This is a genomic window from Nocardioides sp. YIM B13467 (assembly GCF_042788075.1).
Lineage (GTDB): Bacteria > Actinomycetota > Actinomycetes > Propionibacteriales > Nocardioidaceae > Nocardioides.
Genome location: NZ_JBHZPJ010000046.1, coordinates 1416758 through 1438297 on the forward strand (window position 1 = coordinate 1416758; position 21540 = coordinate 1438297).

The following is a 21540-nucleotide window of genomic DNA, read 5'->3' on the forward strand; positions in this document are numbered from 1 at the left end:
CCTCGCGTCCTGCTTCCACGGCACGTGGAAGGGGTTTGACGGAGGCTATGGGCGGAAACGGTACGGACACATCCGTCACCTACACTGAGGATTGCCTAGAACAGTGGGGAGGACGCTTGACGAGCACTCCCACATCCCCGGTCCTGGTCGGCCGAGACGCCGAGCTGGCCCAGGTGAGGGCGGCGGTCGCTGCGGCGCCGTCGATCGTCGTCATCGAGGGCGAGGCCGGGATCGGCAAGAGCCGCCTCCTCCAGGAACTCGTCGCCTCCGAGGCCGGCGACGCGCTGTTCCTCCTCGGGCACTGCCAGCATCTCCTGGACCCCTTTCCGCTGGGACCGGTGGTCGACGCGCTGCGCCGTCATGGCGACAGGATCGAGACGGCGCGGCTGAGCCCGGTCGTCGGGTGCCTGGGCGCCCTGGTCCCAGAGATCGCCGATCGCCTTCCGGCTCCACCGGAGCCGTTGACCGATCAGCACGAGGCGAGACACCGGATCTTCCGGGCGGTGACCGAGCTGCTCGGACACCTGGCCCCGGGCGTGCTCGTCCTCGAGGACCTGCACTGGGCCGATCGCGTCACCTTCGACCTCCTCGCCTACCTCGCCGCGCATCAGCCGCCGGACCTGTCGATCGTCGTCACCACCCGCCCCGAGGCGGGAGCCCTGCCCGTCGGTGAGGCCTTCGCCCGGGCGGTGGCGGGACCGGCGCGCACCGTGACCCTCCGCGAGCTGGGGCCGGCAGCGGTCGGCGAGCTCGCGCGGTCGATCCTCGGTGCGGACGTGCCCGACGAGACCGCCGCGGCGCTCTACGAGGTGACCGGTGGCGTCCCGTTCGTCGTGGAGGAGGTGCTCCGCACGATGCTCGAGCGGCAGCCCGCCGCTGAGATCCCGAGGCATCCCGACGCGATCGCAGCGCTGTCGGTCTCGACCGCTCTGCGCGATGTCGTACGTGAGCGCCTGGCTGCCCTCGACGCCCTGGCCGTCGAGGTGCTCGGCGCCGCCGCGGTCGCGGATCTCACGGTCGACGCCGGCCTGGTCGCCGAGGTCACCGGCTACAGCATGCGCAAGGTCGCGCGAGCCCTCGACGCTGCGTACGCCATCGGTCTGCTCCACGACCACGAGGGACGGAGCAGGTTCCGCCACGTACTCGCTCAACAGGTGATCTACGACGAGGTGCCGTCGCCGACACGTCGCTGGCTGCATCTGCGGATCGCCCAGGTCCTGGAGGAGTCCGACGGCGCTTCCCAGTCGGCGAGGATCGCTCACCACTACCAGCTGGCCGGTCGTCCGGCCGAGTTCGTACGTCATGCCGAGGCCGCCGCAGACGAGGCGATCGAGCGGGGAAATGATGCCGTTGCCGCAGACCTCCTCCGCCAGGCGACGGCAGACATGGCGAGCCTGGCGCCCGACGCTCGGGTGCGCTTGGCGACGAAGCTCGGCCGAGCCGCGGTCGACGGCCTTGCTCACGCGGACGCGATGCCGATACTGGCCAGACTGCTCGACGAGGGCGGCCTTCCGGCGCTCGCCCGAGGCGAGCTCGGGCTGGCGTTGGGCAGGCTCCAGCGGCAGCAGGGACACGCGCGCGCCGGCTTCCGCACGATCGAGCGTGCGGTCCCCGACCTCGACGGACGTCCCGATCTGCAGGCGCGAGCCCTCGCCGTCCTGGCGGTGCCCGAGACCGTGGTCGACGTCTCGATCGCCACCCACCTCGAGCGCTGCGAGCAGGCCGAGGCGGCGGCCGAGCGGGCGGGAGCGGACGACGTCGGCCTGTCGGTGCGGATCGCCCGCGGTTCGCTGCTCCTGGAGCAGGGACGACCGGAGGCCTGGGACCTGATCGATGCCGTACGCCGCGACGGTGTGCTGCTCGCCCACCCACGTGAACACGCCCGCGCCGCAGTGAACTGGGCCCAAGGGGCTCTTCACGGTGGTCACCTGCGACGCGCCGACGAGCTTCTCGCCGAGGGCCGCGCCGTCGCGGAGGCGGCCGGGTTCGAGCGCGTCGCGGAGGTCTATGTCCTTGTCGGCGCGATGGCCGACTACGAGAACGGTCGCTGGGACGGTCTGGCCGAACGCGTGCGAGATCTCGCCGTGCCGGGACTCGGCTTCGGAGCGGCCTCGCTGGACGCGCGCCTGCTTCACGGACTCGTGCTGGCCGCGACCGCGACCGGGACCGAAGCGCGCGAGCAGCTGGCCGGCGTGATCGCCGACTGCGAGCGGGTCGGTTCGGTATGGCCACTCATTCCCGCCCAGGCCGCGTTGTCCCGGCTCCTGCTCTCCACCGGCGACGCCCACGGCAGCCTTGCCCAGGCGCGGGCCGCGGTCGACCAGGCCGGTCGTAAGGGCCTCTACGTCTGGGCGGCCGCCCCGATGCTCTGCCTCGTCGACGCGGCCGTCGCGATGGGGACGGTGGCCGAGGTCCGTGCAGAAGTGGCTGACCTTGCCGGCCATCTCGGTGACGTCGACGCGCCGGCCGCGCTCGCGGCGGTGCGGATGTGCGAGGCGATCGTCGCTCAGGCCGACGGGGACGCGGCGGCCGTCGAACGGCTGCTGGCCTCTGCGCGCCACGCGGCGGCGGCCGCGGGGCTCGTCTACGTCGCAGCACAGGTCGAGGAGCGGCTCGGCGACTGGCGGTGCGCGCACGGGGCAGGCTCCGGCCCGGCACTCCTCGAGGGTGCGCTGCGCACTTACGGCGGACTGGACGCGCGGCGTGACATCGCCCGGGTCACCCAGCTCATGCGCCGCCACGGGGTGGCCGTTCCCTACCCCTGGCGAGGCGGTCGCCGAGCGCTCGGCACGGATCTCTCCGACCGGGAGCGGGAGATCGCGCTGCTCGCCGCCGAGGGGCGGACGAACCGTGAGATCGCCGCCGAGCTGTTCCTCTCGCCCCGCACGGTCGAGACGCATATTTCGCACGCGCTGCGCAAGCTCGGGCTCCGCTCGCGCGAGGAGCTACGGCGAGACAGCAGCGTGCTCGGCCGGGACGGCGAAGTAGCTGGCACGTGAGTCGGATCGCGGGCGCGAGCGTGGTCTGTGGGCGCCCGGCGTAGCCTGGGGACATGAGCGCGGACGACGACCTGTACGCCGAGATCCCATCCCTCGATGAGCGGTCACGGCGGGCGCTCCTGGTCGCCGAGAAGTGGATCGGGGAGGGCATCGCGGGTGTCGCGATCGGTGCCACCGACGATGGGGGACCGGCGGTGGTGGTCTACGCCCTCGACCCGGCCTCGGCGGACGTGCGGTCCTTGCCGCAGGAGTGCGAGGGCCTGCCGGTGCGGGTGGAGACCGGAGACGCCTTCAGAACCGAGGACTGACGGCATCTCCGGGCCCTTCAGCCGATCACGGCCAGACACGCACCTGAAGGGCGAGCTGGACCAGCGCGATCGGGTTGAGGATCGTCGCCACGCTCGATCCCGCGAAGAGCAGCCCGACCGGGTTGTTCTCCAGGTCGAGCACCATCGAGCCGGAGTCGCCTCCGGCTGACATGTTGGTCGTGATGATCTGGTTGCAGAACTTCGCGACCTTGCCGCCGCCGTAGTTGACGTTCACCGTCGCCGCGATGGCGGTGACCCGGCCGGTGGTGAAGTTCGTGGTGCGGCCGGTCTTCTTGAGGAGCATCCCGACGGTCGCGGCCTTGGCTGCGGTGGCCGGGTAGCCGTTCCAGTAGACGTCACGGTCGATCACGTGGAACGGCACCTCCGCGACCGCGGCGTCCACGGAGTTGCAGGTGCCGTCGAACCTGATCGGCACGAACCGGGCCAGCCGGCCGATCACGTCCGCCGGAGCCGTTCCACCGTCGAACGGGCCGGGCTGCAGGATCGGGTCGCCGATGCTGGCGCTGTTGGAGTTGGCGAGCACGTGGTTGTTGCTCAGGATGTAGTAGCGCGGCGGGACCCCCGGGACGGGACTCAGGTCGTACGCTCCCGCGCCGATCGTCCCCGCGGTGATCTTGAAGTGCCCGACGCTGAAACCCGGTCGAGCCGGACGGATCCGGGTCGCCAGGGTCTGGGCGTCGACCTCCTGGGTCTCCATGAGCTGCTGCTGGCTGCCGCCGGCGAACAGGTGCCCGACCTCGAGAACGTCGGTCGGCTTGCCGTCGACCGTCTTCGGGATGGTGTTCGCGCGGCTGACCAGCTCGGTCGGCATCTTCTGGCTGACCAGCACCATCACGCTCGGCGTCTCGGTCTGCTCGCCGCCCTTGATCTTGAGACCGACCCCGACGCCGACCACGTTGTCCCTGCCGAGCAGGCCCTCCTCGGCCGATGCCTTCGACTCGGCCACGGCCGTGAGCGCTTCGGGCACCGCCTCTGACTGTGCCATGAACAGATCTTCGTTGTTCATGTTCATTCCCCCTGTGGGCTCCAGGTTCCGGACCTTCCAGAACGACAACCGAAGCCTCACTATCGAGGAGCGGGAACGACAGGCTCTGATACGCGGGGCGGTATTCAGTGCGCAGTCGCGACGCAGAACTCGTTGCCCTCGACGTCACGCAGGACCGTCCACTGGATGCCGAACTCGTCGTGCTCGTCGAGGACCGTGGCCCCGAGGTCGACCAGGCGAGCGACTTCCGCAGGGCGGTCCTGCGCGACGAGGTCGGGGTGAGCGCGGTTCTTCGCCCGGCGCGGCTCGGGAACACGCGCGAACAACCACGCCGCCGCGCCGGGCGTGGGCTGCTTCAGGCCGATGGAGCTGAACTCGTCGGTGCTGCCCTCGTCGAGCTTCCGGTCCAGCGCGGCGGCCCAGAACTCGGCGGTACGCAGCGCATCGGAGCAGTCGAAGCTGATCGCGGCAAGGGTCAGTGTCATGGAGTGTCCTTTCGAGGGATGAGCGGCCAGGCGATGTCGGTCTGATAGGCCGACGGTGGGACGCCGTCGGAGACGTTGACGACGTACGCCTCCCGCAGCGGCTGCCCGGTCGGGGTCCCGTGGTGGGCGACCCAGGCACCGAGGAGCCCGTAGGTGTCGGGAAGGGTCTCGTGGTCCCCGGCGTGGGTGACGACCGCGGCGGTGACCGGGGGCAGGTGCAGCAGGGTCGTACCCGCGGGGGCGACGTCCGCGTCCACCGGGAAGTACGCCGTGACCTCCTGCTCGGCGTCGTCGAGGAACTCCGCGTCGTACAAGGCCGACGACGGGCCGGTGACCTCGGCACCCGCGTCCCGGCAGGCCTGCTCCAGGCGCGCGTACGCCGCCACGAGGAAGTCGTCGTAGGCGCCGTCTCGGACGACGCCGGTCACCGCGACCACGCTCGTCGCGGGGAGCTCAGCGAGACGCGGCGGGGTCCAGGACTCCGGCGGCGCCGCGTGCAGGTCCTGGACGATCTGCTCGACCCGTCGCGCGCGCTCGCGCATCTGATCGGCATGGCGGGCGAGGGTCGCCGCGGTGACCGCCGGGTCACGCGCGGTCAGGATCGAGGCGACGTCGGCGAGCGGGACCTCCAGCTCGCGGAGCCGACGGATCACGGCCGCATCCGCGAGCTGCCCCGCGGCGTACCGACGGAAGCCGGTCTCCGGGTCCACCGCGGCCGGTGTGAGCAGGCCTTGCGAGTGATAGGCGCGCAGGGTCTTGATGGACAGGCTGGCGGCGCGCGAGAACGTCCCGATGGACAGCAGCGGCTCGCTCATGTCGCTATCCTCAGGTCTCCCCCTGGGGGAGAGGCAAGCAGGGCGTCGCGGCCGGGCGGTGTCGCACTGCCGGTTCGTGCTCGGACTTCCTGGTCAGACCTGGGGCAGCCGGTTCAGGAGCGCCCGTAGGGGTGGCCATCGGTCTCGGCCGCGGCGCGTCGCGGCATAGCCGCGCAGCCGGACCGTGGGGTCGGTCAACGGCCGAACGGTGACGCCACGACGGGAGGTGCGCCCTCGCGGCAGCAACGCGAGCCCGTGACCTGCGAGGATGAGGTCGTCGACGAGTTCCAGAGCGTCGACCCGGTGGACGACTCGCGGCGTGAATCCCGCCATCGAGGCCAGGGTACGCAGCACCTCCTCGTCGGCGGTGTGACGCGAGTTCACGATCCAGTCTCGGTCGGCGAAGGCCGCGAGTGGGGCGCGCGGCTCGTGCGTCGGCATTCCGAGGCCCCATTCGACCTCCCACAGCGCGATGGTGTCGTGGTCGCTGCGCCACGACGCCGGGGCGAGGTTGTAGTCGTAGACGAGAGCGAGGTCGACGTCGTCGCGTGCTAGCAGAGCCAGCGCCTCCGGCGGCTCGTGCTCACGGACCCGGACCTCGATGCCGGGATGAGTGTTCCGGAGGCCGTCGATCACCGGCAGGAGGGAGCGTCGGATCGCGGTGGCGAACCCGGCCACCCGGACCACGCCGATCGGCTCCGCGTCAGGATCCAGGTCCAGACGCGCCGCATCGACCGCCGCCAGGATGGTGACGGCGTGTTCGGCCAGGCGATGGCCCGCAGGGGTGAGGCGTACACGTCGGCCATCAGGCTCGATGAGTGCGGTGCCGACGTCGCGGGCGAGGGCTGCGATGGCTTGGGACACGGTTGAGGTGGTGGTGCCGATCTCGGCGGCGACCTCATGCATCGAGCCGAGGCGAGAGAGCTCGAGCAACATCCGGAGCCTGCGTACGTCCACCTGGCCATCGTTTCGGATCATCGAACAAAATGTCCAGCAATGTCACGTGGACGCGAACGGATGGGATGAGGTCAACTGGGCCTCATGTTCAGACCGGCTGTCCGTCCCGCCTCCTCCGCTCGCACCGGCGCCTCGATGGCGATGGCGGCCATGCTCTGCGTACAGCTCGGGCTCGCCGCGTCGGTGGGACTGATTGATCAGCTCGGTCCGGCGGGTGTCGCCTGGCTGCGTCTGTTCTGGGCAGGTCTGGTGCTTCTCGTCCTCGTCCGGCCGCGGCTCTCGTCATTCAGGCGCGAGACGCTGCTGGCCGGTGTCGCTCTCGGCGTGGTCACCTCTGGCCTGACCCTGCTGTTCATGGCGGCGTTGACCCGGCTCCCGCTCGGCACGGCCGCCGCTCTGGAGTTTCTGGGGCCGCTCGGGGTGGCTGTCCTCCGCAGCCGCGGCATCGCGCGGGCGTGGGCGCTCGTGGCCGCCGGTGGTGTGGTGTGCCTGACCCAACCCTGGGACGGCGCCGTCGATGCGGTCGGCGTGGCATTCGCCCTGAGTGCGGCCGTGTGCTGGGCGTGCTACATCCTGCTCACCCAGCGAGTCGGTGACGCGGTCAGCGGCATCGGTGGACTCGCGATCTCCATGCCGGTCGCGGCCCTGGTCGCCACCTTCGTGGTCGGACCGGGCATCGTCGGGAAGCTCACGCCCGAGCTCCTGCTGGCCGGCCTCGGTCTGGCGCTGCTGGTACCGGTGGTGCCCTTCGCCCTGGAGATGCTGGCGCTGCGACGTCTCACCGCCGGTGCCTTCGGGACCCTTATGGCGCTCGAGCCGGCGATCGCGCTGGTGATCGGGTTCTTCGCCCTCGACCAGGCGCCCGACCTCGTCGCCGTCCTCGGGATCGGGCTCGTGGTCGCGGCCGGGGTGGGAGCAGAACGGGCCGGAGGCCGTGTCAGGCCCGGCCTTGCCCCGCGACCTCGCGCCGCCACATCGCGACGGCGATCGCGCCGAGCAGCACCGGCACGGCAACGGTGAAGACCCGCCACACCATCAGCCCGGCGACGGCCGCCGCCTCGACCTCGTGGCCACCGGCCTCGACCAGGGCGGCGAGGATGAGGGCGTCGACGATGCCGATCCCCCAGAGGGGAAACACTGTGAACGGGAACGCGAACAGGTAGGCGATCGCGATCCACACGAAGCCGACCTGGTCCGAGGAGACACCGACGAAGCGGAGGCACAGCGTGAGCGCGGCGAGGTCGACGACCATGTGGCCGACCTGTGAGAGCACGGCCAGGGGAAACCCGCTGTGGAACCGATCGGCGATGTCGGCACGGAAGTTCTGGCAGGCGTCTGCCCAGCGATCGGGATCGACCGTCCTCCGGAACCGGCGGACGATCCGTCCGCTGCGGGTTCCGACGGTACGCGCGAGCCGGTCGCTGCGTACGACCATCAGGACGGTCACGAGGACGGCGACCGCGATCGCGATGCTGAGCAGCTCGAGCCACCGGAACGACGGGGACTCGCCGACGGCGAGCAGCAGGACGAACCCGACGAGCGGGGCGGAGAATCTCGCGACGTAGAACGTCAGCGAGTTCATCACCGTGCCGGCGAGGCCTTTGGCGGCGCTGACCCCCCACGACTTGAACATCGCGACCCGGAGCGCGATGTCGCTCGGTGGCGGAGCGATGAGATACATCAGCGTCGCGCCGAGGTCGTTGATGGTGGCCCGGTAGAACGTCATGCCGCGGATGAAGAACTTCAGTGGCATCGCCAGCAGGATCTGGCGAACCAGCACGACGGCGAGCAGCACGATGGCATGCCACCAGCTGAGGTGCGTCAGCGCGTCCCGGGCCACGTCCCAGTCGACCCGCCCGACCAGGCGTACGACGGTGACGGTGCTGAGCGCCGCCACCACCAGCAGGACGATGCGCGTGATCCAGGCGCGACGTCCGGGGCGGGCGGCGCTGACGTCAGGAATCTCCTGCGTGCTCACTGCTCGGCCGCGACGGCTCAGAAGTCCACGGGATCGCGGGCGATCGGGCAGGTCATGCAGTGCCCGCCGCCGCGGCCTCGCCCGAGCTCGGCGCCCACGATGGTGATGACCTCGACCCCCGCCTTGCGCAGCAGCGTGTTGGTGAGGGTGTTGCGGTCGTAGGTGAACACCACGCCGGGCTCGAGCGCGACCGCGTTGTTGCCGCTGTCCCACTGCTGTCGCTCGGACTGGTAGACGTCCCCGCCGGTGTCGATCACCTGGATCTCGGGCAGCCCGAGCGCCTGCGCCACGACGTCGACGAAGGCCGCGTCGCCGTGGTCGATCACTTCGACCCCGGGTGACCTGTCGGAGGGCACCAGCGTGAAGGTGTGCACCGCGTCCATGATCGTCGGATACAGCGTGACGATGTCGCGATCGACGAACGTGAAGACCGTGTCCAGGTGCATGGCGGCCCGCAGCTTCGGCATCCCGGCGACGATGACCTTCTCCGCGGCACCCTGCTCGAAGAGGGCCTTGGCGACCTGGGTGATCGCCTGACGAGAGGTGCGCTCGCTCATGCCGACGAGCACGACCCCGTTGCCGACCGGCATCACGTCGCCGCCCTCGAAGCTGGCCTGCCCCCACTCCTGCTCGGGGTCGCCCCACCACACGGTCGAGCCGACGTAGTCGGGGTGGTGCTGGTAGATCGCCTTGTAGAGGAGCGTCTCGTCCTTGCGCGCCGGCCAGTAGAGCGGGTTCATGGTGAGCCCGCCGTACAGCCAGCAGGTCGTGTCCCGGGTGTAGAGCGTGTTCGGCAGCGGCGGCATCAGATACTCACGGGCACCGGTCGACTCCCGCGCGAGGCTGACGTAGGCGGAGCGGAAGTCGCCGGGCAGGTCGTTGGTCGCGAGGCCGCCGATGAGGAACTCCGCCAGCTGCCGGTCCGAGACCGACTCGAGGTAGGTGCGGGTGTCGTCTACCAGCCCGAGGCCGACCTGGTTCGGCACGATCTTGCGGTCGAGGATCCAGTCCTTCGCGCCGGCGACCGCGAGCGTCTGCGCCAGCAGGTCGTGCAGCTCGACGACCTCGACACCACGCTGGGTCAGCTTGTTCACGAAGTCGGCGTGGTCGCGCTGGGCGTTCTCGACCCACATCACGTCGTCGAAGAGCAGCTCGTCGTTGTTGCTGGGGGTGAGCCGGCGATGGGCCAGGCCGGGTGCGCAGACGAGCACCTTCCTGAGCCTGCCGACCTCGGAGTGGACGCCGTACGCGGGCTCCTGCTCGGACATGAGATGCCTTTCTGTTGGGAACGGAGGTCAGAGGGAGATCCGGCCGGACCAAAGCCCGAAGACGCCGAGTGCCGCTCCGATGAGGATCGCGCCGAACAGCGCGATCTCGGTGGGACTGAAGATCCTCCTGCCACGCTCGCTGCGTGCCTTGATGTACAGCAGCGACGCCGGCGCGAGGATCAGCGTCATCAGCAGCACGAACTTCAGCCCGGCGGCGTCGAAGAGGAAGATCGTGTAGGCCGTCGCGATGCCGGCCACGATCGTCTCCTTGCGACGTACGGCCGCCGGCACTCCTTCGTACGCCTCGCCGGTCAGGCCGAGCTTGAGTGCGTACGCGGCGGCCAGAAGGTAGGGCAGGATCGCCAGGCTCGTGGAGAGATCGAGCATGAAGTTGAGCGCGTCGTTGACGAACAGGGTGAGAGCCAGGAGCCCCTGGACGCCCAGCGACGTCACCACGAGCGCGGTGATCGGGGTGCCGTTCCGGTTCTCCTGGCCCAGGAAGGCGGGCATGTCGTCGGAGCGGGCCGGAATATACATGACCTCCGCGGCCATCAGCGTCCAGGCGAGGTAGGCACCCAGGACCGAGACGATCACCGCGACGCTGATGAACACCTCGCCCCAGTCGCCGACCACCGACTCGAAGACCCCGACCATCGACGGCTGCCGGGTGGCGGCCAGCTCCGGCTGCGGGACGACGGAGTAGCTGGAGAGGGTGACCAGCGCGAAGATCGACAGCACGCTGAGGAAGCCCAGCACGGTCGCCTTCCCGACGTCCTCGCGCTTCTTGGCGTAGCGGGAGTAGACGCTGGCGCCCTCGATGCCGATGAAGACGAAGGTGGTGATCAGCATCGTGTTACGGATCTGCTCGTCGAGGTTGCCGAGATCGCCGTAGCCGGTGGCGACCCAGTTGTCGGCGAAGACGCCGGCGTCGAAGGAGATGAAGAGGACCACGATGAAAACCAGGATCGGCAGGACCTTGAAGATCGTGACGATCCGGTTGATCACCGCGGCGTCGCGGACCCCGCGCGCGATCAGATAGTGGAAGAGCCACACCCCCACGGTCGAGAGCGCGACCGCGAGCACGGTGTCGCCGTCCCCGAACCCGTCGAAGAACGCGCCGATGGTGGCGCCGATGAACACCCAGTAGAAGGTGTTGCCGGCCACGGAGCTGGCCCAGAAGCCGATCGCGGAGTTGAAGCCCGCGTAGTCGCCGAAGCCGGCCTTGGCGTAGATGAAGACCCCGGAGTCGAGCTCGGGCTTGCGGATCGCGAGGGTCTGGAAGACGAACGCCAGCATGAGCATCCCGGTGCCCGCGATCGCCCAAGCGATCAGTGAGCCGAGGATGCCGGTGGCGACGCCGAACCGGGCCGGCAGCGAGAAGACCCCGGCGCCGACCATCCCGCCCACGACCATCCCGGTCAGGGTCGGGAGACTCATCTTCGCCACGGCAGGTGCTTCGGTGGTGGCAGCGTCAGAACTCATGCCCTTGATCTGATGTCCGATCCGATCCGTCCACCTCACCCGGAACGTGTGATCCGCCCCGCCTCGTCTGCGACGACTCTGGGATGGTCCTGTGAAGGGAGACGACGATGGGCTTTCGAGACCGACGCGAGAAGCGCCAAGAAGAACGTGAGGCCTTCGGGCGCGGGGGGAGCGCCCATCGCTTCCAGATGCGTCAGAAGATGATCTCCATCGGTGACGACTACTGGATCGAGAACGAGGACGGCGACCGCGTCTTCCGCGTCGATGGCAAGGCGTTGCGGCTGCGCGACACGTTCGATCTCGAGGACGCCCAGGGCAACAAGATCTGCCGTATCCAGACCAGGGTCCTGCACATCCGGGACTCGATGGCGATCGAGGACGCGGACGGCGAGCAGCTCGCCCTCGTGCACAAGGCCCTCATCTCGCCCCTGCGTGAACGCTGGAAGGTCGACCGCAAGCACGGGGACGACTGGACGGTCCAGGGCAACATCGTCGACCACGAGTACGACGTCGAGGCCGACGGACGCAAGATCGCCGAAGTGTCCAAGAAGTGGTTCCGCGTCCGGGACACCTACGGTGTCGAGGTCGCACCAGGCGAGGATCCTGCCCTCATCCTGGCCGTGACCGTGGCGGTGGATGCGATGGTCCATCCTGCGAAGTGACGGGGTCCGTCCAGGTTTCGCCGAGGAAATGGAGTCGGCGCACGTCGTCCGTCGCTAGGGTCTTGGTGATGAGCGACATCCGGCGCCCTCGGGTCGCCCGCGCGGTCAGCATGCTGCGGGGGCAGCTGCGAGCGCCGTTCGCGGCGACGGCCGGCATGGTGGTGCTTCTCTGGGCCTCGCTGACCCCGTCACTGATGCCGCGGACCGCGCTCTTCCAGGCGCTGCTCACGGCGCTGTGCATGCTGGCCGGGTACGGCGCTGGTGCGTTGGCCGGATGGCTGGTCCGCAGCTGCGGTGGCCGGTTGGCCGGCCGGGCGCGAGTGGTCGCATGGCGGGTTCTGGCCGGCGTCGCCGGCGTCGGCACCCTGATGGTGCTGGGTCTGTCGTTGCGGTGGGAGAACCAGGTACGCGACCTGGTCGGGGTCGAACGGGTGGGCGCCTGGCACCTGGTGCTCACCGTGCTGATCACCGCGGTCCTGTTCGCGCTGCTGCTCGGACTGTCACGGGGGATCAGGGCGCTGGGCGGCTCGATCGGCCGGTTCGTCGGCCGCTTCCTTCCCGCTGCCGCATCGACCGTGATCGGCGGTCTGATCGCTGCGGTCCTGATCTACGAGCTGGCCATCGGGGTGGGTGGCAACCGGCTGCTGGGAGCACTCGACTCCAGCTTCGCCACGATCAACGAGGAGTTCACCACCGGCGTACCCGTTCCCACGATGCCCGAGCTCACGGCCGGCCCGGCCTCGTCCCAGGCATGGGAGGACCTGGGCCGCCAGGGACGGGTCTTCATCGCGAGCGCGCCGACCGCCGCGGACATCGGCGAGTTCACCCAGGAGACTGCCCTGCAGCCGGTGCGTGCCTACATCGGGGCCGGCCCCGAAGGCGTCGACATCCGCGACGAGGCGCAGGCCGCGGTGGCCGAGCTCGACGCGCTCGGCGGCTTCGACCGCGCCGTGATCAACGTGGTGACCGGCACGGGCAGAGGCTGGATCAACGAGAACCAGGCTCAGGCGCTGGAGTTCATGTGGGGTGGCGACACGGCGACGGTCAGCCTGCAGTACTCCTACCTCCCGAGCTGGATGTCCTTCGTCCTGGACCGCCAGCGTGCGCAGGACGCGGGTCTGGCGCTCTTCGACGCCGTCTACGGACGCTGGCTGGAGATCCCCGAGGCCGAACGTCCGCTGCTGGTGGTGAGCGGTGAGAGCCTGGGCAGCTTCGGCGGCGAGGCCGCCTTCAGCGGAGCCCAGGATCTCGCGACCCGCACCGACGGCGCGCTGTTCGTCGGCCCGACCGCCGACAACCGGCTCTGGAACCGGTTCACCGAGGAACGCGAGCCGGGCACCCCTCAGGTGCTGCCGATCCTGGACGACGGCGAGATCGTACGCTTCGCCGACCGGCCCGAGGAGTGGGAGCTGCCCGGGGCCTGGGACGGCACCCGGATCGGATACCTCCAGCACGCGAACGACCCGATCACCTGGTGGTCGCCGTCGTTGGCGCTGGAGCGCCCGGACTGGCTGGAGGAGGAGCGCGGCCGCGACGTCTCCCCGAACGTACGCTGGATCCCCGGGGTGACGATGCTGCAGCTGGGTGTCGACCAGTTCTCGGCCAACTCCGTGCCCAGCGGGCAGGGCCACCAGTTCGGCACCGCACCGGTGTACGCCTGGGCGTCGATCCTGCCGCCCCCGGGATGGACCGATCAGCGCACCGACGAGCTGGCCACGGTGATCGGCGACCGGGGGTGGCTGAGCTGAGCGACGGCCCGGTCGGGTGAGCCGTCGCGGCGTCGCGCTCAGCCCAGGCTGATCAGGGCCTGGGCGACGGTGCGTACCCGGTCGATGGGGACGGCGAAGCCGATGCCGATGTTGCCGCTGGGGCCGCCGAGGGTGGCGATGGAGGTGTTGATCCCGACGACGCGGCCCTCCAGGTCGACCAGGGGGCCGCCGGAGTTGCCGGGGTTGATGGCGGCGTCGGTCTGGATCATCTCGGGCCTCGATCCGGAGGAACGGTGTGGTGAGCTGACGATGCCGGAGGTGACGGTCCCGTTGAGGCCGAGGGGCGAGCCGACGGCGATCACGGGCTGGCCGATCCGGAGGTTGCCGCTCTGACCGATGGTGGCGGCGCGTACGGCATTGGGGTTGGTGGCGATCACCGCGATGTCGTTGCGCTCGTCGCTGCCGATGACGCGGCCCGAGGTGGTACTGCCGTCGGCCAGCACCAGGCTCACCGAGTCGGAGCCCTGCACGACGTGGGCGTTGGTGACCACGTGGCCTACGCCGTCGATGGCGACTCCGGAGCCGGTGCCGCGGCCGGCGCGGACCTGCACCACGCTGGGCAGGATGCGCTGGGCGGCGGCCTCGGTGGCGTTGGTCGGCGCCCCTCCCTGGGGTGCGGGGGCCGGGGCGGCGATGGTGCCCGCGGTGGGCTCGCGGTCGGGCGTGATGAGGGTGATCGCGCCGCTGGTCGCCGCGCCCGCGACGACGGCCGCCGCGAGGGTGAGTGTGACGGTGCGCGTACGTCGCGGTCGCTTGGCCAGCGCGGCGGGCGGCTCCGGGTGAGCACCGGTCGGCGGGCCCTGTGGAGGGGCCCCGTCGGGAGAGCGTGGTGGGGCGACCAGCCGCACCCTGCCGTAGCGGTCACGCACCACACGTCGCGCCGGAGGGGGCGCCGACAGGGGGGTCGGCCTCGGCGCGGCCGGTGGTGCCGGCGTGGGTGCGACTGGTCGGATCGGGGGTGGTGGTGCGGGCTGGAGCGGGCGGGCGGCACGGGCGGGTGGGGCCGCGATGGTCCACTGCTGGGGTCCGGTGGGCCGACCGAGGCCGGGCCCGGGCGATGCGGTGTCGTTCACGAGAGTGCCTTCCTGTCCTGGATTTCGGGGTGGCTAGATGAGCCGGGCGAACCAGCGCAGGGAGAGCGCGGCGGCGACGAAGGCGAGGACCATGGCGCCGATGACGACCCAGACGGTGATCTCGCGGTATTCGACGTGGTATCCGACGAGGGTGCCGATGTCGTCGTAGACCTCGCGCAGCTCGTCGGCGCTGGAGGCGCGGTAGAACTCGCCGCCGGTGGTGTCGGCGAGCTCGCGCAGGGTGTCTTCGCGGACCTCGACCGACTGTCCGCCGGGCAGGGCAGCGCTGGAGCCCTCGGTCCCGTAGGCGATCGTCGAGACCGGCAGCCCCGCCTCCCGCGCGGCCTCGGCCGCGGCTACCGGGTTGCGACCCGCGGAGTTGCCGCCGTCGGAGAGGAGTACGAGGTGGGCCGGCGCCCCTTCCTCGTCGGTGTCGTCCTCGGAGCCGGGTGAGGGTGAGGCGGACGGACCACCCGCCGCGGCTTCGTCCAGGATCTGCCGCAGGTCGTTGATCGAGGAGAAGACGGCCTCACCGATGGCGGTGCCGCCGTCCGGTGGACCGAGACCCTCGATGCTGCGGGCGACCAGGGCGTGGTCGGTGGTCGGGCTGGAGACGACGCGAGCGTTGCTGGAGAAGGTGACGAGCCCGACGTTGTAGCGCGCCGGGAGCTGGTCGACGAAGCTGACGGCGGCGGCCTTGGCGGCCTCGAGGCGGTTGGGTGGCATGTCCTCAGCTGTCATCGAGGCAGAGGTGTCGATGGCGACCAGGATCGTGGCGCGTTCGTACGGCACCTGCGCCCGGACCTGGGGCTGAGTGGTGGCGACGGCCAGCAACGCCAAGGCACCGACAACCAGCCCGGCGGCCAGGTGGCGGCGCCAGCGTGGACGGTGGGGGACCAGGCGCTCGAGCATGGGCGCGGTGGCGAACCGGAGGGCGTACTTGATCCGGCGGCGCTGCATCACCAGGTAGCCGATGGCGAGCAGGGCGACCGGGACCAGCGCGAGCAGGAACAGGGGCTGGGTGAGTCTCATCGAGGGCTCCTTCCGATCAGTGGGTGGCCGTGGCCGAACGTGAGCGCGCCGGTCGGGGATGCCGTGCCCGGCGGCGCAGCAGTCGGATGAGCAGGCGTGCCCAGTCGTCGTCGGTGGAGACCCTGAGGTGGTCCGCACCGGCGGCCCGGAGGGCCCCCGCGTTGTGCTCGCGCAGCGACCTCATCGCCTCGGCGTACGCCGCCCGCAGCCGCGGGTCGGAGGTGTCGGCCTCGTGCTGACGGCCGGTCTCCGGGTCGAGGATCGTGACGTGGCCGACGGCGGGCAGGTCGAGCTCGCGAGGGTCCACGATCTCGACGACGATCACGTCGTGGCGCGCGGTGAGCCGCCGCAGCGCGGGCTCCCAGTCGAAGGGGCGCCCCCAGGTCCCGTCCGCGGGCAGCAGGTCGGACACGATCACCCGTAACCCCGGGATCCGGGCGCGCCGGCCGAGCTCGACCAGCGCTGCGCCGAAGGTGGGGCCGGTGGTCGCCGCCTCGGACGTACGCGGCGAGGGTGGCTCCGTGGTCAGCAGCCGGCGAGCGACCCGGCGCCCGGTGGTGGGCGGGCGCCAACGTACGCCGCCGGCATCGAGGATCCCGAGTCCGACCCGGTTGCCGGGGCCGTCGGCCACGATGCCGATCGCGGAGACGGTCGCCTCGGCGACCTCCACCTTCTCGGCGAGCGCGGTCCCGAAGGCCATGCTCGGTGTGCGGTCGACCAGGACCCAGGTCTCGAGCTCGTGCTCGGCCTGGGTGAGCCAGACGTGCGGGTCGCCCAGGCGGGCGGTGGCGTTCCAGTCGATGCGGCGTACGTCGTGGCCGGGGGAGTAGGGGACCAGCTCCTCGGCGTCGCTGCCCGGCCCGAGCCGCAGCCCGGCCGTCTCGCCCTGGAGCAGCCCGCTCACCCGGCGCTGGACGGTCAGGTCCAGCCGCCGGAAGGCGCCGTCGAGGGAACGCCGTGCCGGGTTCACGAGGCCAGCTCCGCATCGGGCGTCGGCTCGACCGTCTCGGAGTCGTCGTCGCTCGGCGTCGCCCGCGGCTGCGGGACCACGGCGAGGACGGCGTCCACGACGGCGCGGGGGTCGACCCCGTCGGCCTCGGCGTCGAAGGTGAGCACCAGCCGGTGGGCCAGGATGTCGCCGGCCAGGTCGGCGACATCGCCGGGCAGCACGTAGTCGCGCCCGCGCAGCAGAGCCAGGGCACGACCTGCGGTGATGAGGCCGAGGCTGCCGCGGGCGCTGACGCCGTAGGCCAGCAGACCCTCGAGGTGGCGTAGCCCGTAGGCATGCGGCGTACGCGTGGCCATCACGAGCTTGACGGCGTACTGCGCGACGGTGTGATGGACGAAGACCTGGTCCGCTCGTGACTGCAGGTGCCGCAGCGCGGTCGCGTCGAGGATCTGCTCGGCGCGCGGCGGCCGGGTCCCCATCCGCTGGATGATGGTCAGCTCCTCGAGCTCTTCGACGTGGCCGACGTCGACCTTGAGCAGGAACCGGTCGCGCTGGGCCTCGGGCAGCCGGTAGACGCCGTCGTTCTCGATCGGGTTCTGGGTGGCGAGGACGAGGAACGGGTCGGGCAGACGATGGCTGGTGCCGCCGATGCTGACCTGGCGCTCCGCCATCGCCTCCAGCAGCGCCGACTGCACCTTGGCCGGGGCCCGGTTGATCTCGTCGGCGAGGACGAGGTTGGCGAAGACCGGTCCCAGCTCGGTGTCGAACTGCTCCGCCGACGGGCGCCAGACCCGGGTGCCGACGATGTCGGAGGGCATCAGGTCCGGGGTGAACTGGAGCCGGGCGAACGAGCCGCCGACGACGTCGGCAAGGGTGCGTACGGCCAGGGTCTTGGCGACTCCCGGCACACCCTCGAGCAGCACATGGCCGCGGGCGAGCAGCCCGACCAGCATCCGCTCGATCATCAGGTCCTGGCCCACGACGACGCGCTTGACCTCGAACAGCACCCGCTCGAGGACGGCACTGGTCCCGATGTCGGACCGGATCGGCTCGGTGATCGGCTGCTTCTGCTCTGTCTCCCACATGTGGGCCCCCTGGGTGGCTGAGTCCTGGACGGATGTTTCCGCTGAGGACCGATCACATCGAAGAAGGGCGAAAACCAGCGGAAACGGCACCGAAAGCGATCCGAAAGAGCTGGGCGGAACCGATACAGAGCGATTACGTCCTACGCATGGGCGCCGGCCCGGCCACGCGCTACCGTTCTTGAGCGTGAGGGTCTTGATCGTCGAGGACCAGGCTGGCCTGGTCAGCGCCCTGCGGGTCGCGCTGCAGCGGGAGGGGTACGCCGTCGACGGGGCCGGATCGGTCGCCGACGCCCTCGAGAAGCTCGGCGTGAACGCCTACGACCTCGTCGTCCTGGACATCAACCTGCCCGACGGCAGCGGCTTCGAGGTCGCCGCGGCGCTGCGTACGGGGGATCTGGAGATCCCCGGCGAGGAGGCCCCGCGGATCCTGATGCTCACCGCCCGCAACCGCCTCGACGACCGGGTCCGCGGCCTCGACGTCGGGGCTGACGACTACCTGACCAAGCCGTTCGAGCTGGCCGAGCTGACCGCGCGGCTGCGCGCGCTGCTGCGCCGGCCGAGCAGCGATGGCTCCGCCGTGCTGACGCACGGGCCGATCCGGCTCGACACCGCCCGGCAGCTGGCCCGGCGGGGTGGCCGGGAGCTCGGGCTGACCCTCAAGGAGTTCTCGGTCCTGCGCTACCTGATGACCCGGCCCGCCTACATCGTCTCGGCCGAGGAGCTCCTCGAGCACGTGTGGGACGAGAACGCCGACCCGTTCACCCAGACCGTGCGGGTCACCGTCGGCACCCTGCGTCGCAAGCTCACCGTCGGCGAGGAGGCTCCGGCGCTCGAGACCGTCGTCGGTCGCGGCTATCGGCTCCGTGACCTGCCCGAGCTCGACCAGGGCGCGACCGCATGAGTGAGCGTCAGCGAACGACAGTAGGCCTCAGGCCGCCGATTCCGTATTCTCCGCCCTTCGCTACGGAGGCGGCGGCATGAGCGAGCGCTCGGGCCGGCTGGTGCGGTTGCCCCGCTGGCTCCGTACGGTGCGGGTGCGGCTGACCCTGACGTACTCCTCGCTCCTGTTCGGGGTGACCGCGCTGCTGCTCGCCGGGGTCTATCTCGCGCTCTCCAGCAGCATCAGCGCCGCGCCGCTGGACCCGGTGACGGTCAAGAAGTTCGAGACCGAGGACGGCCACATCGTCTACAAGCCGGGGCAGGAGTTCCAGGCCGCGGACTTCGCCGATGTCCAGGAGGCGGTCAACTACGCCTCGCTCCAGACGCTGCGCAACTACTCGATCATCGCGCTGATCGTGATGTTCGTCCTCAGCCTGGCCATCGGCTGGTGGGTGGCCGGGCGCGCGCTGCGCCCGGTCGGCGCGATCACCCGCACCGCCCAGGAGATCAACGCCTCCGACCTCACCCGGCGCATCGGCGCGACCGGACCGCACGACGAGCTGCGTACGCTCGCCGACACCATCGACTCCATGCTCGCCCGCCTCGACCGGGCGTTCTCCGACCAGCGCCGATTCGTCGAGGACGTCTCCCACGAGCTGCGCAACCCGGTCTCCCTCATCCACACCAACGTCGAGGCCGTCCTCGCCAACGACCGCTCCACGATTCCCGAACGGCGCGAGGCCAGCCTGGTCGTGCTCCAGGCGACCCGCCGCATGCGCCGCCTCCTCGAGGACCTGCTGGCCATCGCCCGCAGCCGCTCGGAGGCCTTCACCGACCGTCAGGTCGACCTGGCCGGAGCCGTCGCCGCTGCCGTTCGGGAGTACCGGCTGCCGGCAGAGGCACGCGGCCTCAGCGTGGTCGAGCGCAGCCATGGTGGACCGGTCGTCGTCGGCGACCCCGACGCGCTGCAGCGCGTCATGGCCAACCTCCTGTCCAACGCGGTCAGGCTCGCCCCGGCCGGCACCACCCTCACGGTCGGCATGGGCAGCCGCGACGGCTGGGCCTGGGCCGCGGTGGCCGACGAGGGACCGGGGATCGACGAGGCCAACCAGGACCGCGTCTTCGACCGGTTCTACCGGGGGAACGGTACGTCCGGCGACGACGCGGTCGCCGACGGATCGGGTCTAGGTCTCTCCATCGCCCGCCAGATCGCCGAGAGCCACGAGGGTCGGCTCGTGCTGGTCAGCCACGGCTCGGCCGGGAGCACCTTCGTGCTCTGGCTCCCCGACCACGCCATGAACCGCTCGGCCGGGCGCACCGACTCGCCCCCAGAAGGCGACCCGCTGCTGGGGCGGCCCACGGACCTACCGTTTGAGGAGTGAGCATGAGAACAGCATCGACGTGGCCCGGCGTACGAGCTCTCGCCCCCGTGGTTCTGCTCGGAGCCGTCACCAGCGCCTGCATGAACGTCACGGTCCAGGTGGACCCGGCGCCCACGCCGTCCACCGAGCCGACGACCTACTACGGCACCGTCGAGGAGGCCCGTTGGACGTACGCCGACGACTCGGCCTACGAGACGTGGGACGACTGCCGGGCGAGCTGAACCGCGGCTACCGCTTCCCGAGCAGCTGGCGTGCCATCACCAGGCGCTGGATCTGGTTGGTGCCTTCGTAGATCTGGGTGATCTTGGCGTCGCGCATCATGCGTTCGAGGGGGAAGTCCTGGGTGTAGCCGGCTCCGCCGAGGAGCTGGACGGCGTCGACGGTGATCTCCATGGCGGTGTCGCTGGCGAAGCATTTGGCGGCTGCCCCGAAGAAGGGCAGGTCGCCGGCGTGCCGCTGGGACTTGGCGGCGGCGATGTAGACGAGCTGGCGGGCGGCCTCGAGCTTCATGGCCATGTCGGCGAGCATGAACTGGATCCCCTGGAAGTCGGCGATGTGCTTGCCGAACTGCTGGCGTTCCTGGACATAGGCCAGTGCGTGGTCGAGGGCGCCCTGGGCGATGCCGACGGCTTGGGCGGCGATGGTGATGCGGGTGTGGTCCAGGGTGCGGAGGGCGAGCTGGAGGCCGGTGCCGGGTTCGCCGATGATGCGGTCGCCGGGCAGGTAGACGGCGTCGAACATCAGCTCGCAGGTGGGGGAGCCCTTGATGCCCAGCTTCTTCTCGGGGGCGCCGATGGTGAACCCCTCGTCGCTCTTCTCCACGACGAAGGCACTCACGTTGGACCCGCGCCGACCGGCAGGGTCGGTGACGGCGAGGACGGTGTAGTAGTCGGAGATGCCGGCGTTGCTGATCCACGACTTCTGGCCGCTCAGCACCCAGTGGTCGCCGTCGAGGACGGCGCGGGTCGTCATGGAGGCGGTGTCGGAGCCGGCCTCGCGCTCGGAGAGGGCGTAGGAGAACGTCGAGGTGCCGGCGGCGAGCGGCGGGAGATATCGCTGGTTGAGGCTCTCGGAGCCGGCCAGGATGAGCGGGAGGCTGCCGAGCTTGTTGACCGCGGGGATCAGGGACGAGGAGGCGCACACACGGGCGATCTCCTCGATGATGATGCAGGTCGCCAAGGCGTCGGCGCCCTCGCCGCCGTACTCCTCCGGTACGTGGGCCGCGTGGAACCCGGAGGCGACGAGCGCGTCGTAGGCCTCGGTCGGGAACCGGCTGCTGGCGTCGACGTCGGCGGCGTAGGGAGCGATCTTGTTCAGTGCGACCGCGCGCACGGCCTCGCGCAGGTCGACGTGGTGCTCGGCGAGCTCGAGGTAGGGAAAGTCGTCGGTCATGGTGCCTCCTTCGATGGCT

Annotated in this window: 20 protein-coding genes; 8 read left to right on the forward strand and 12 right to left on the reverse strand. The window is 70.6% G+C overall.

From position 1 onward, the window contains the following. The first annotated feature begins 116 nt into the window (after window positions 1-116). Together ACFX43_RS13920 and ACFX43_RS13925 are read left to right on the forward strand one after the other, a co-directional pair. Complete coding sequence (locus tag ACFX43_RS13920) at window positions 117-2999, forward strand: ATP-binding protein (RefSeq protein WP_378823568.1); 2883 nt, start codon at window positions 117-119, stop codon at window positions 2997-2999. Window positions 3000-3052: 53 nt separating this feature from the next. Then, window positions 3053-3307, forward strand: a complete 255-nt coding sequence (locus ACFX43_RS13925; protein WP_378823577.1) for a hypothetical protein — start codon at window positions 3053-3055, stop codon at window positions 3305-3307. Between the two features lie 25 nt (window positions 3308-3332). Here the strand turns inward: ACFX43_RS13925 and ACFX43_RS13930 are convergent, their stop codons facing one another. From ACFX43_RS13930 to ACFX43_RS13945, 4 genes are all read right to left on the reverse strand, one after another. Then, complete coding sequence (locus ACFX43_RS13930; RefSeq protein WP_378823590.1) at window positions 3333-4313, reverse strand: serine protease; 981 nt, start codon at window positions 4311-4313, stop codon at window positions 3333-3335. 125 nt (window positions 4314-4438) lie between these two features. Further along, complete coding sequence (locus tag ACFX43_RS13935; RefSeq protein WP_378823622.1) at window positions 4439-4798, reverse strand: VOC family protein; 360 nt, start codon at window positions 4796-4798, stop codon at window positions 4439-4441. Continuing rightward, window positions 4795-5613 carry a MerR family transcriptional regulator gene (locus ACFX43_RS13940; RefSeq protein WP_378823638.1) on the reverse strand — a complete coding sequence of 273 codons (819 nt, stop codon included), beginning with the start codon at window positions 5611-5613 and terminating at the stop codon, window positions 4795-4797. The genes ACFX43_RS13935 and ACFX43_RS13940 overlap by 4 nt, the downstream gene beginning before the upstream one ends. 93 nt (window positions 5614-5706) lie before the next feature. Then, window positions 5707-6591: a LysR family transcriptional regulator gene (locus tag ACFX43_RS13945; RefSeq protein ID WP_378823665.1), complete on the reverse strand. Its 885-nt coding sequence runs from the start codon at window positions 6589-6591 to the stop codon at window positions 5707-5709. A gap of 63 nt (window positions 6592-6654) precedes the next feature. Between ACFX43_RS13945 and ACFX43_RS13950 the strand changes: the two genes are divergently transcribed. Continuing rightward, window positions 6655-7590: a DMT family transporter gene (locus ACFX43_RS13950; RefSeq protein WP_378823684.1), complete on the forward strand. Its 936-nt coding sequence runs from the start codon at window positions 6655-6657 to the stop codon at window positions 7588-7590. Here the strand turns inward: ACFX43_RS13950 and ACFX43_RS13955 are convergent. The 3 genes from ACFX43_RS13955 to ACFX43_RS13965 are packed head-to-tail and all read right to left on the reverse strand — an operon-like array spanning window position 7508 to window position 11298. Next, window positions 7508-8548 (reverse strand): lysylphosphatidylglycerol synthase domain-containing protein, encoded by a 1041-nt coding sequence (locus ACFX43_RS13955; protein WP_378823720.1) that lies wholly within the window; start codon window positions 8546-8548, stop codon window positions 7508-7510. The genes ACFX43_RS13950 and ACFX43_RS13955 overlap by 83 nt on opposite strands. 17 nt (window positions 8549-8565) lie before the next feature. Continuing rightward, a complete protein-coding gene (locus tag ACFX43_RS13960; RefSeq protein WP_378823758.1) occupies window positions 8566-9816 on the reverse strand; it encodes an arginine deiminase in 1251 nt (416 codons plus the stop codon). 27 nt (window positions 9817-9843) lie between these two features. Then, window positions 9844-11298, reverse strand: a complete 1455-nt coding sequence (locus tag ACFX43_RS13965) for a basic amino acid/polyamine antiporter (protein ID WP_378823777.1) — start codon at window positions 11296-11298, stop codon at window positions 9844-9846. A gap of 107 nt (window positions 11299-11405) precedes the next feature. Between ACFX43_RS13965 and ACFX43_RS13970 the strand changes: the two genes are divergently transcribed. Further along, entirely contained in the window at window positions 11406-11960 is a 555-nt protein-coding gene (locus ACFX43_RS13970) for an LURP-one-related/scramblase family protein (protein ID WP_378823783.1), read from the forward strand. 68 nt (window positions 11961-12028) lie between these two features. Then, complete coding sequence (locus tag ACFX43_RS13975; RefSeq protein WP_378823800.1) at window positions 12029-13708, forward strand: alpha/beta hydrolase; 1680 nt, start codon at window positions 12029-12031, stop codon at window positions 13706-13708. 38 nt (window positions 13709-13746) lie between these two features. Here the strand turns inward: ACFX43_RS13975 and ACFX43_RS13980 are convergent, their stop codons facing one another. The 4 genes from ACFX43_RS13980 to ACFX43_RS13995 all read right to left on the reverse strand — a co-directional run bounded on the left by ACFX43_RS13980 (window position 13747) and on the right by ACFX43_RS13995 (window position 17868). Then, entirely contained in the window at window positions 13747-14598 is an 852-nt protein-coding gene (locus ACFX43_RS13980; protein ID WP_378823828.1) for a S1C family serine protease, read from the reverse strand. Between the two features lie 237 nt (window positions 14599-14835). Further along, entirely contained in the window at window positions 14836-15834 is a 999-nt protein-coding gene (locus tag ACFX43_RS13985; protein ID WP_378823843.1) for a VWA domain-containing protein, read from the reverse strand. 16 nt (window positions 15835-15850) lie between these two features. After that, window positions 15851-16804, reverse strand: coding sequence for a DUF58 domain-containing protein (locus ACFX43_RS13990; protein WP_378823855.1), 954 nt, complete (start codon window positions 16802-16804; stop codon window positions 15851-15853). Continuing rightward, complete coding sequence (locus ACFX43_RS13995; RefSeq protein ID WP_378823864.1) at window positions 16801-17868, reverse strand: AAA family ATPase; 1068 nt, start codon at window positions 17866-17868, stop codon at window positions 16801-16803. The genes ACFX43_RS13990 and ACFX43_RS13995 overlap by 4 nt, the downstream gene beginning before the upstream one ends. A 184-nt stretch (window positions 17869-18052) precedes the next feature. Here ACFX43_RS13995 and ACFX43_RS14000 point away from each other — a divergent pair, with 184 nt between their 5' ends. The 3 genes from ACFX43_RS14000 to ACFX43_RS14010 all read left to right on the forward strand — a co-directional run bounded on the left by ACFX43_RS14000 (window position 18053) and on the right by ACFX43_RS14010 (window position 20350). Continuing rightward, entirely contained in the window at window positions 18053-18769 is a 717-nt protein-coding gene (locus tag ACFX43_RS14000; RefSeq protein WP_378823883.1) for a response regulator transcription factor, read from the forward strand. A 76-nt stretch (window positions 18770-18845) separates the two neighbouring features. Further along, a complete protein-coding gene (locus ACFX43_RS14005; protein WP_378823902.1) occupies window positions 18846-20129 on the forward strand; it encodes a sensor histidine kinase in 1284 nt (427 codons plus the stop codon). A 2-nt stretch (window positions 20130-20131) separates the two neighbouring features. After that, a complete protein-coding gene (locus ACFX43_RS14010) occupies window positions 20132-20350 on the forward strand; it encodes a hypothetical protein (protein ID WP_378823908.1) in 219 nt (72 codons plus the stop codon). A gap of 7 nt (window positions 20351-20357) precedes the next feature. On the opposite strand, the gene ACFX43_RS14015 is transcribed toward ACFX43_RS14010, so the two are convergent. Then, a complete protein-coding gene (locus ACFX43_RS14015; protein ID WP_378823932.1) occupies window positions 20358-21521 on the reverse strand; it encodes an acyl-CoA dehydrogenase family protein in 1164 nt (387 codons plus the stop codon). Between the last annotated feature and the right edge of the window lie 19 nt (window positions 21522-21540).

Excerpts from the sequence above, each read along its gene's own strand:
- ACFX43_RS13985 (WP_378823843.1), bottom strand. The coding sequence starts at position 15,834 with ATGAGACTCACCCAGCCCCTGTTCCTGCTCGCGCTGGTCCCGGTCGCC.
- ACFX43_RS13975 (WP_378823800.1), top strand. The coding sequence starts at position 12,029 with ATGAGCGACATCCGGCGCCCTCGGGTCGCCCGCGCGGTCAGCATGCTG.
- ACFX43_RS13930 (WP_378823590.1), bottom strand. The coding sequence starts at position 4,313 with ATGGCACAGTCAGAGGCGGTGCCCGAAGCGCTCACGGCCGTGGCCGAG.
- ACFX43_RS13935 (WP_378823622.1), bottom strand. The coding sequence starts at position 4,798 with ATGACACTGACCCTTGCCGCGATCAGCTTCGACTGCTCCGATGCGCTG.
- ACFX43_RS14010 (WP_378823908.1), top strand. The coding sequence starts at position 20,132 with ATGAGAACAGCATCGACGTGGCCCGGCGTACGAGCTCTCGCCCCCGTG.
- ACFX43_RS13950 (WP_378823684.1), top strand. The coding sequence starts at position 6,655 with ATGTTCAGACCGGCTGTCCGTCCCGCCTCCTCCGCTCGCACCGGCGCC.
- ACFX43_RS13925 (WP_378823577.1), top strand. The coding sequence starts at position 3,053 with ATGAGCGCGGACGACGACCTGTACGCCGAGATCCCATCCCTCGATGAG.
- ACFX43_RS13960 (WP_378823758.1), bottom strand. The coding sequence starts at position 9,816 with ATGTCCGAGCAGGAGCCCGCGTACGGCGTCCACTCCGAGGTCGGCAGG.
- ACFX43_RS14005 (WP_378823902.1), top strand. The coding sequence starts at position 18,846 with ATGAGCGAGCGCTCGGGCCGGCTGGTGCGGTTGCCCCGCTGGCTCCGT.
- ACFX43_RS13965 (WP_378823777.1), bottom strand. The coding sequence starts at position 11,298 with ATGAGTTCTGACGCTGCCACCACCGAAGCACCTGCCGTGGCGAAGATG.
- ACFX43_RS13945 (WP_378823665.1), bottom strand. The coding sequence starts at position 6,591 with ATGATCCGAAACGATGGCCAGGTGGACGTACGCAGGCTCCGGATGTTG.
- ACFX43_RS13995 (WP_378823864.1), bottom strand. The coding sequence starts at position 17,868 with ATGTGGGAGACAGAGCAGAAGCAGCCGATCACCGAGCCGATCCGGTCC.
- ACFX43_RS13970 (WP_378823783.1), top strand. The coding sequence starts at position 11,406 with ATGGGCTTTCGAGACCGACGCGAGAAGCGCCAAGAAGAACGTGAGGCC.
- ACFX43_RS14015 (WP_378823932.1), bottom strand. The coding sequence starts at position 21,521 with ATGACCGACGACTTTCCCTACCTCGAGCTCGCCGAGCACCACGTCGAC.
- ACFX43_RS13940 (WP_378823638.1), bottom strand. The coding sequence starts at position 5,613 with ATGAGCGAGCCGCTGCTGTCCATCGGGACGTTCTCGCGCGCCGCCAGC.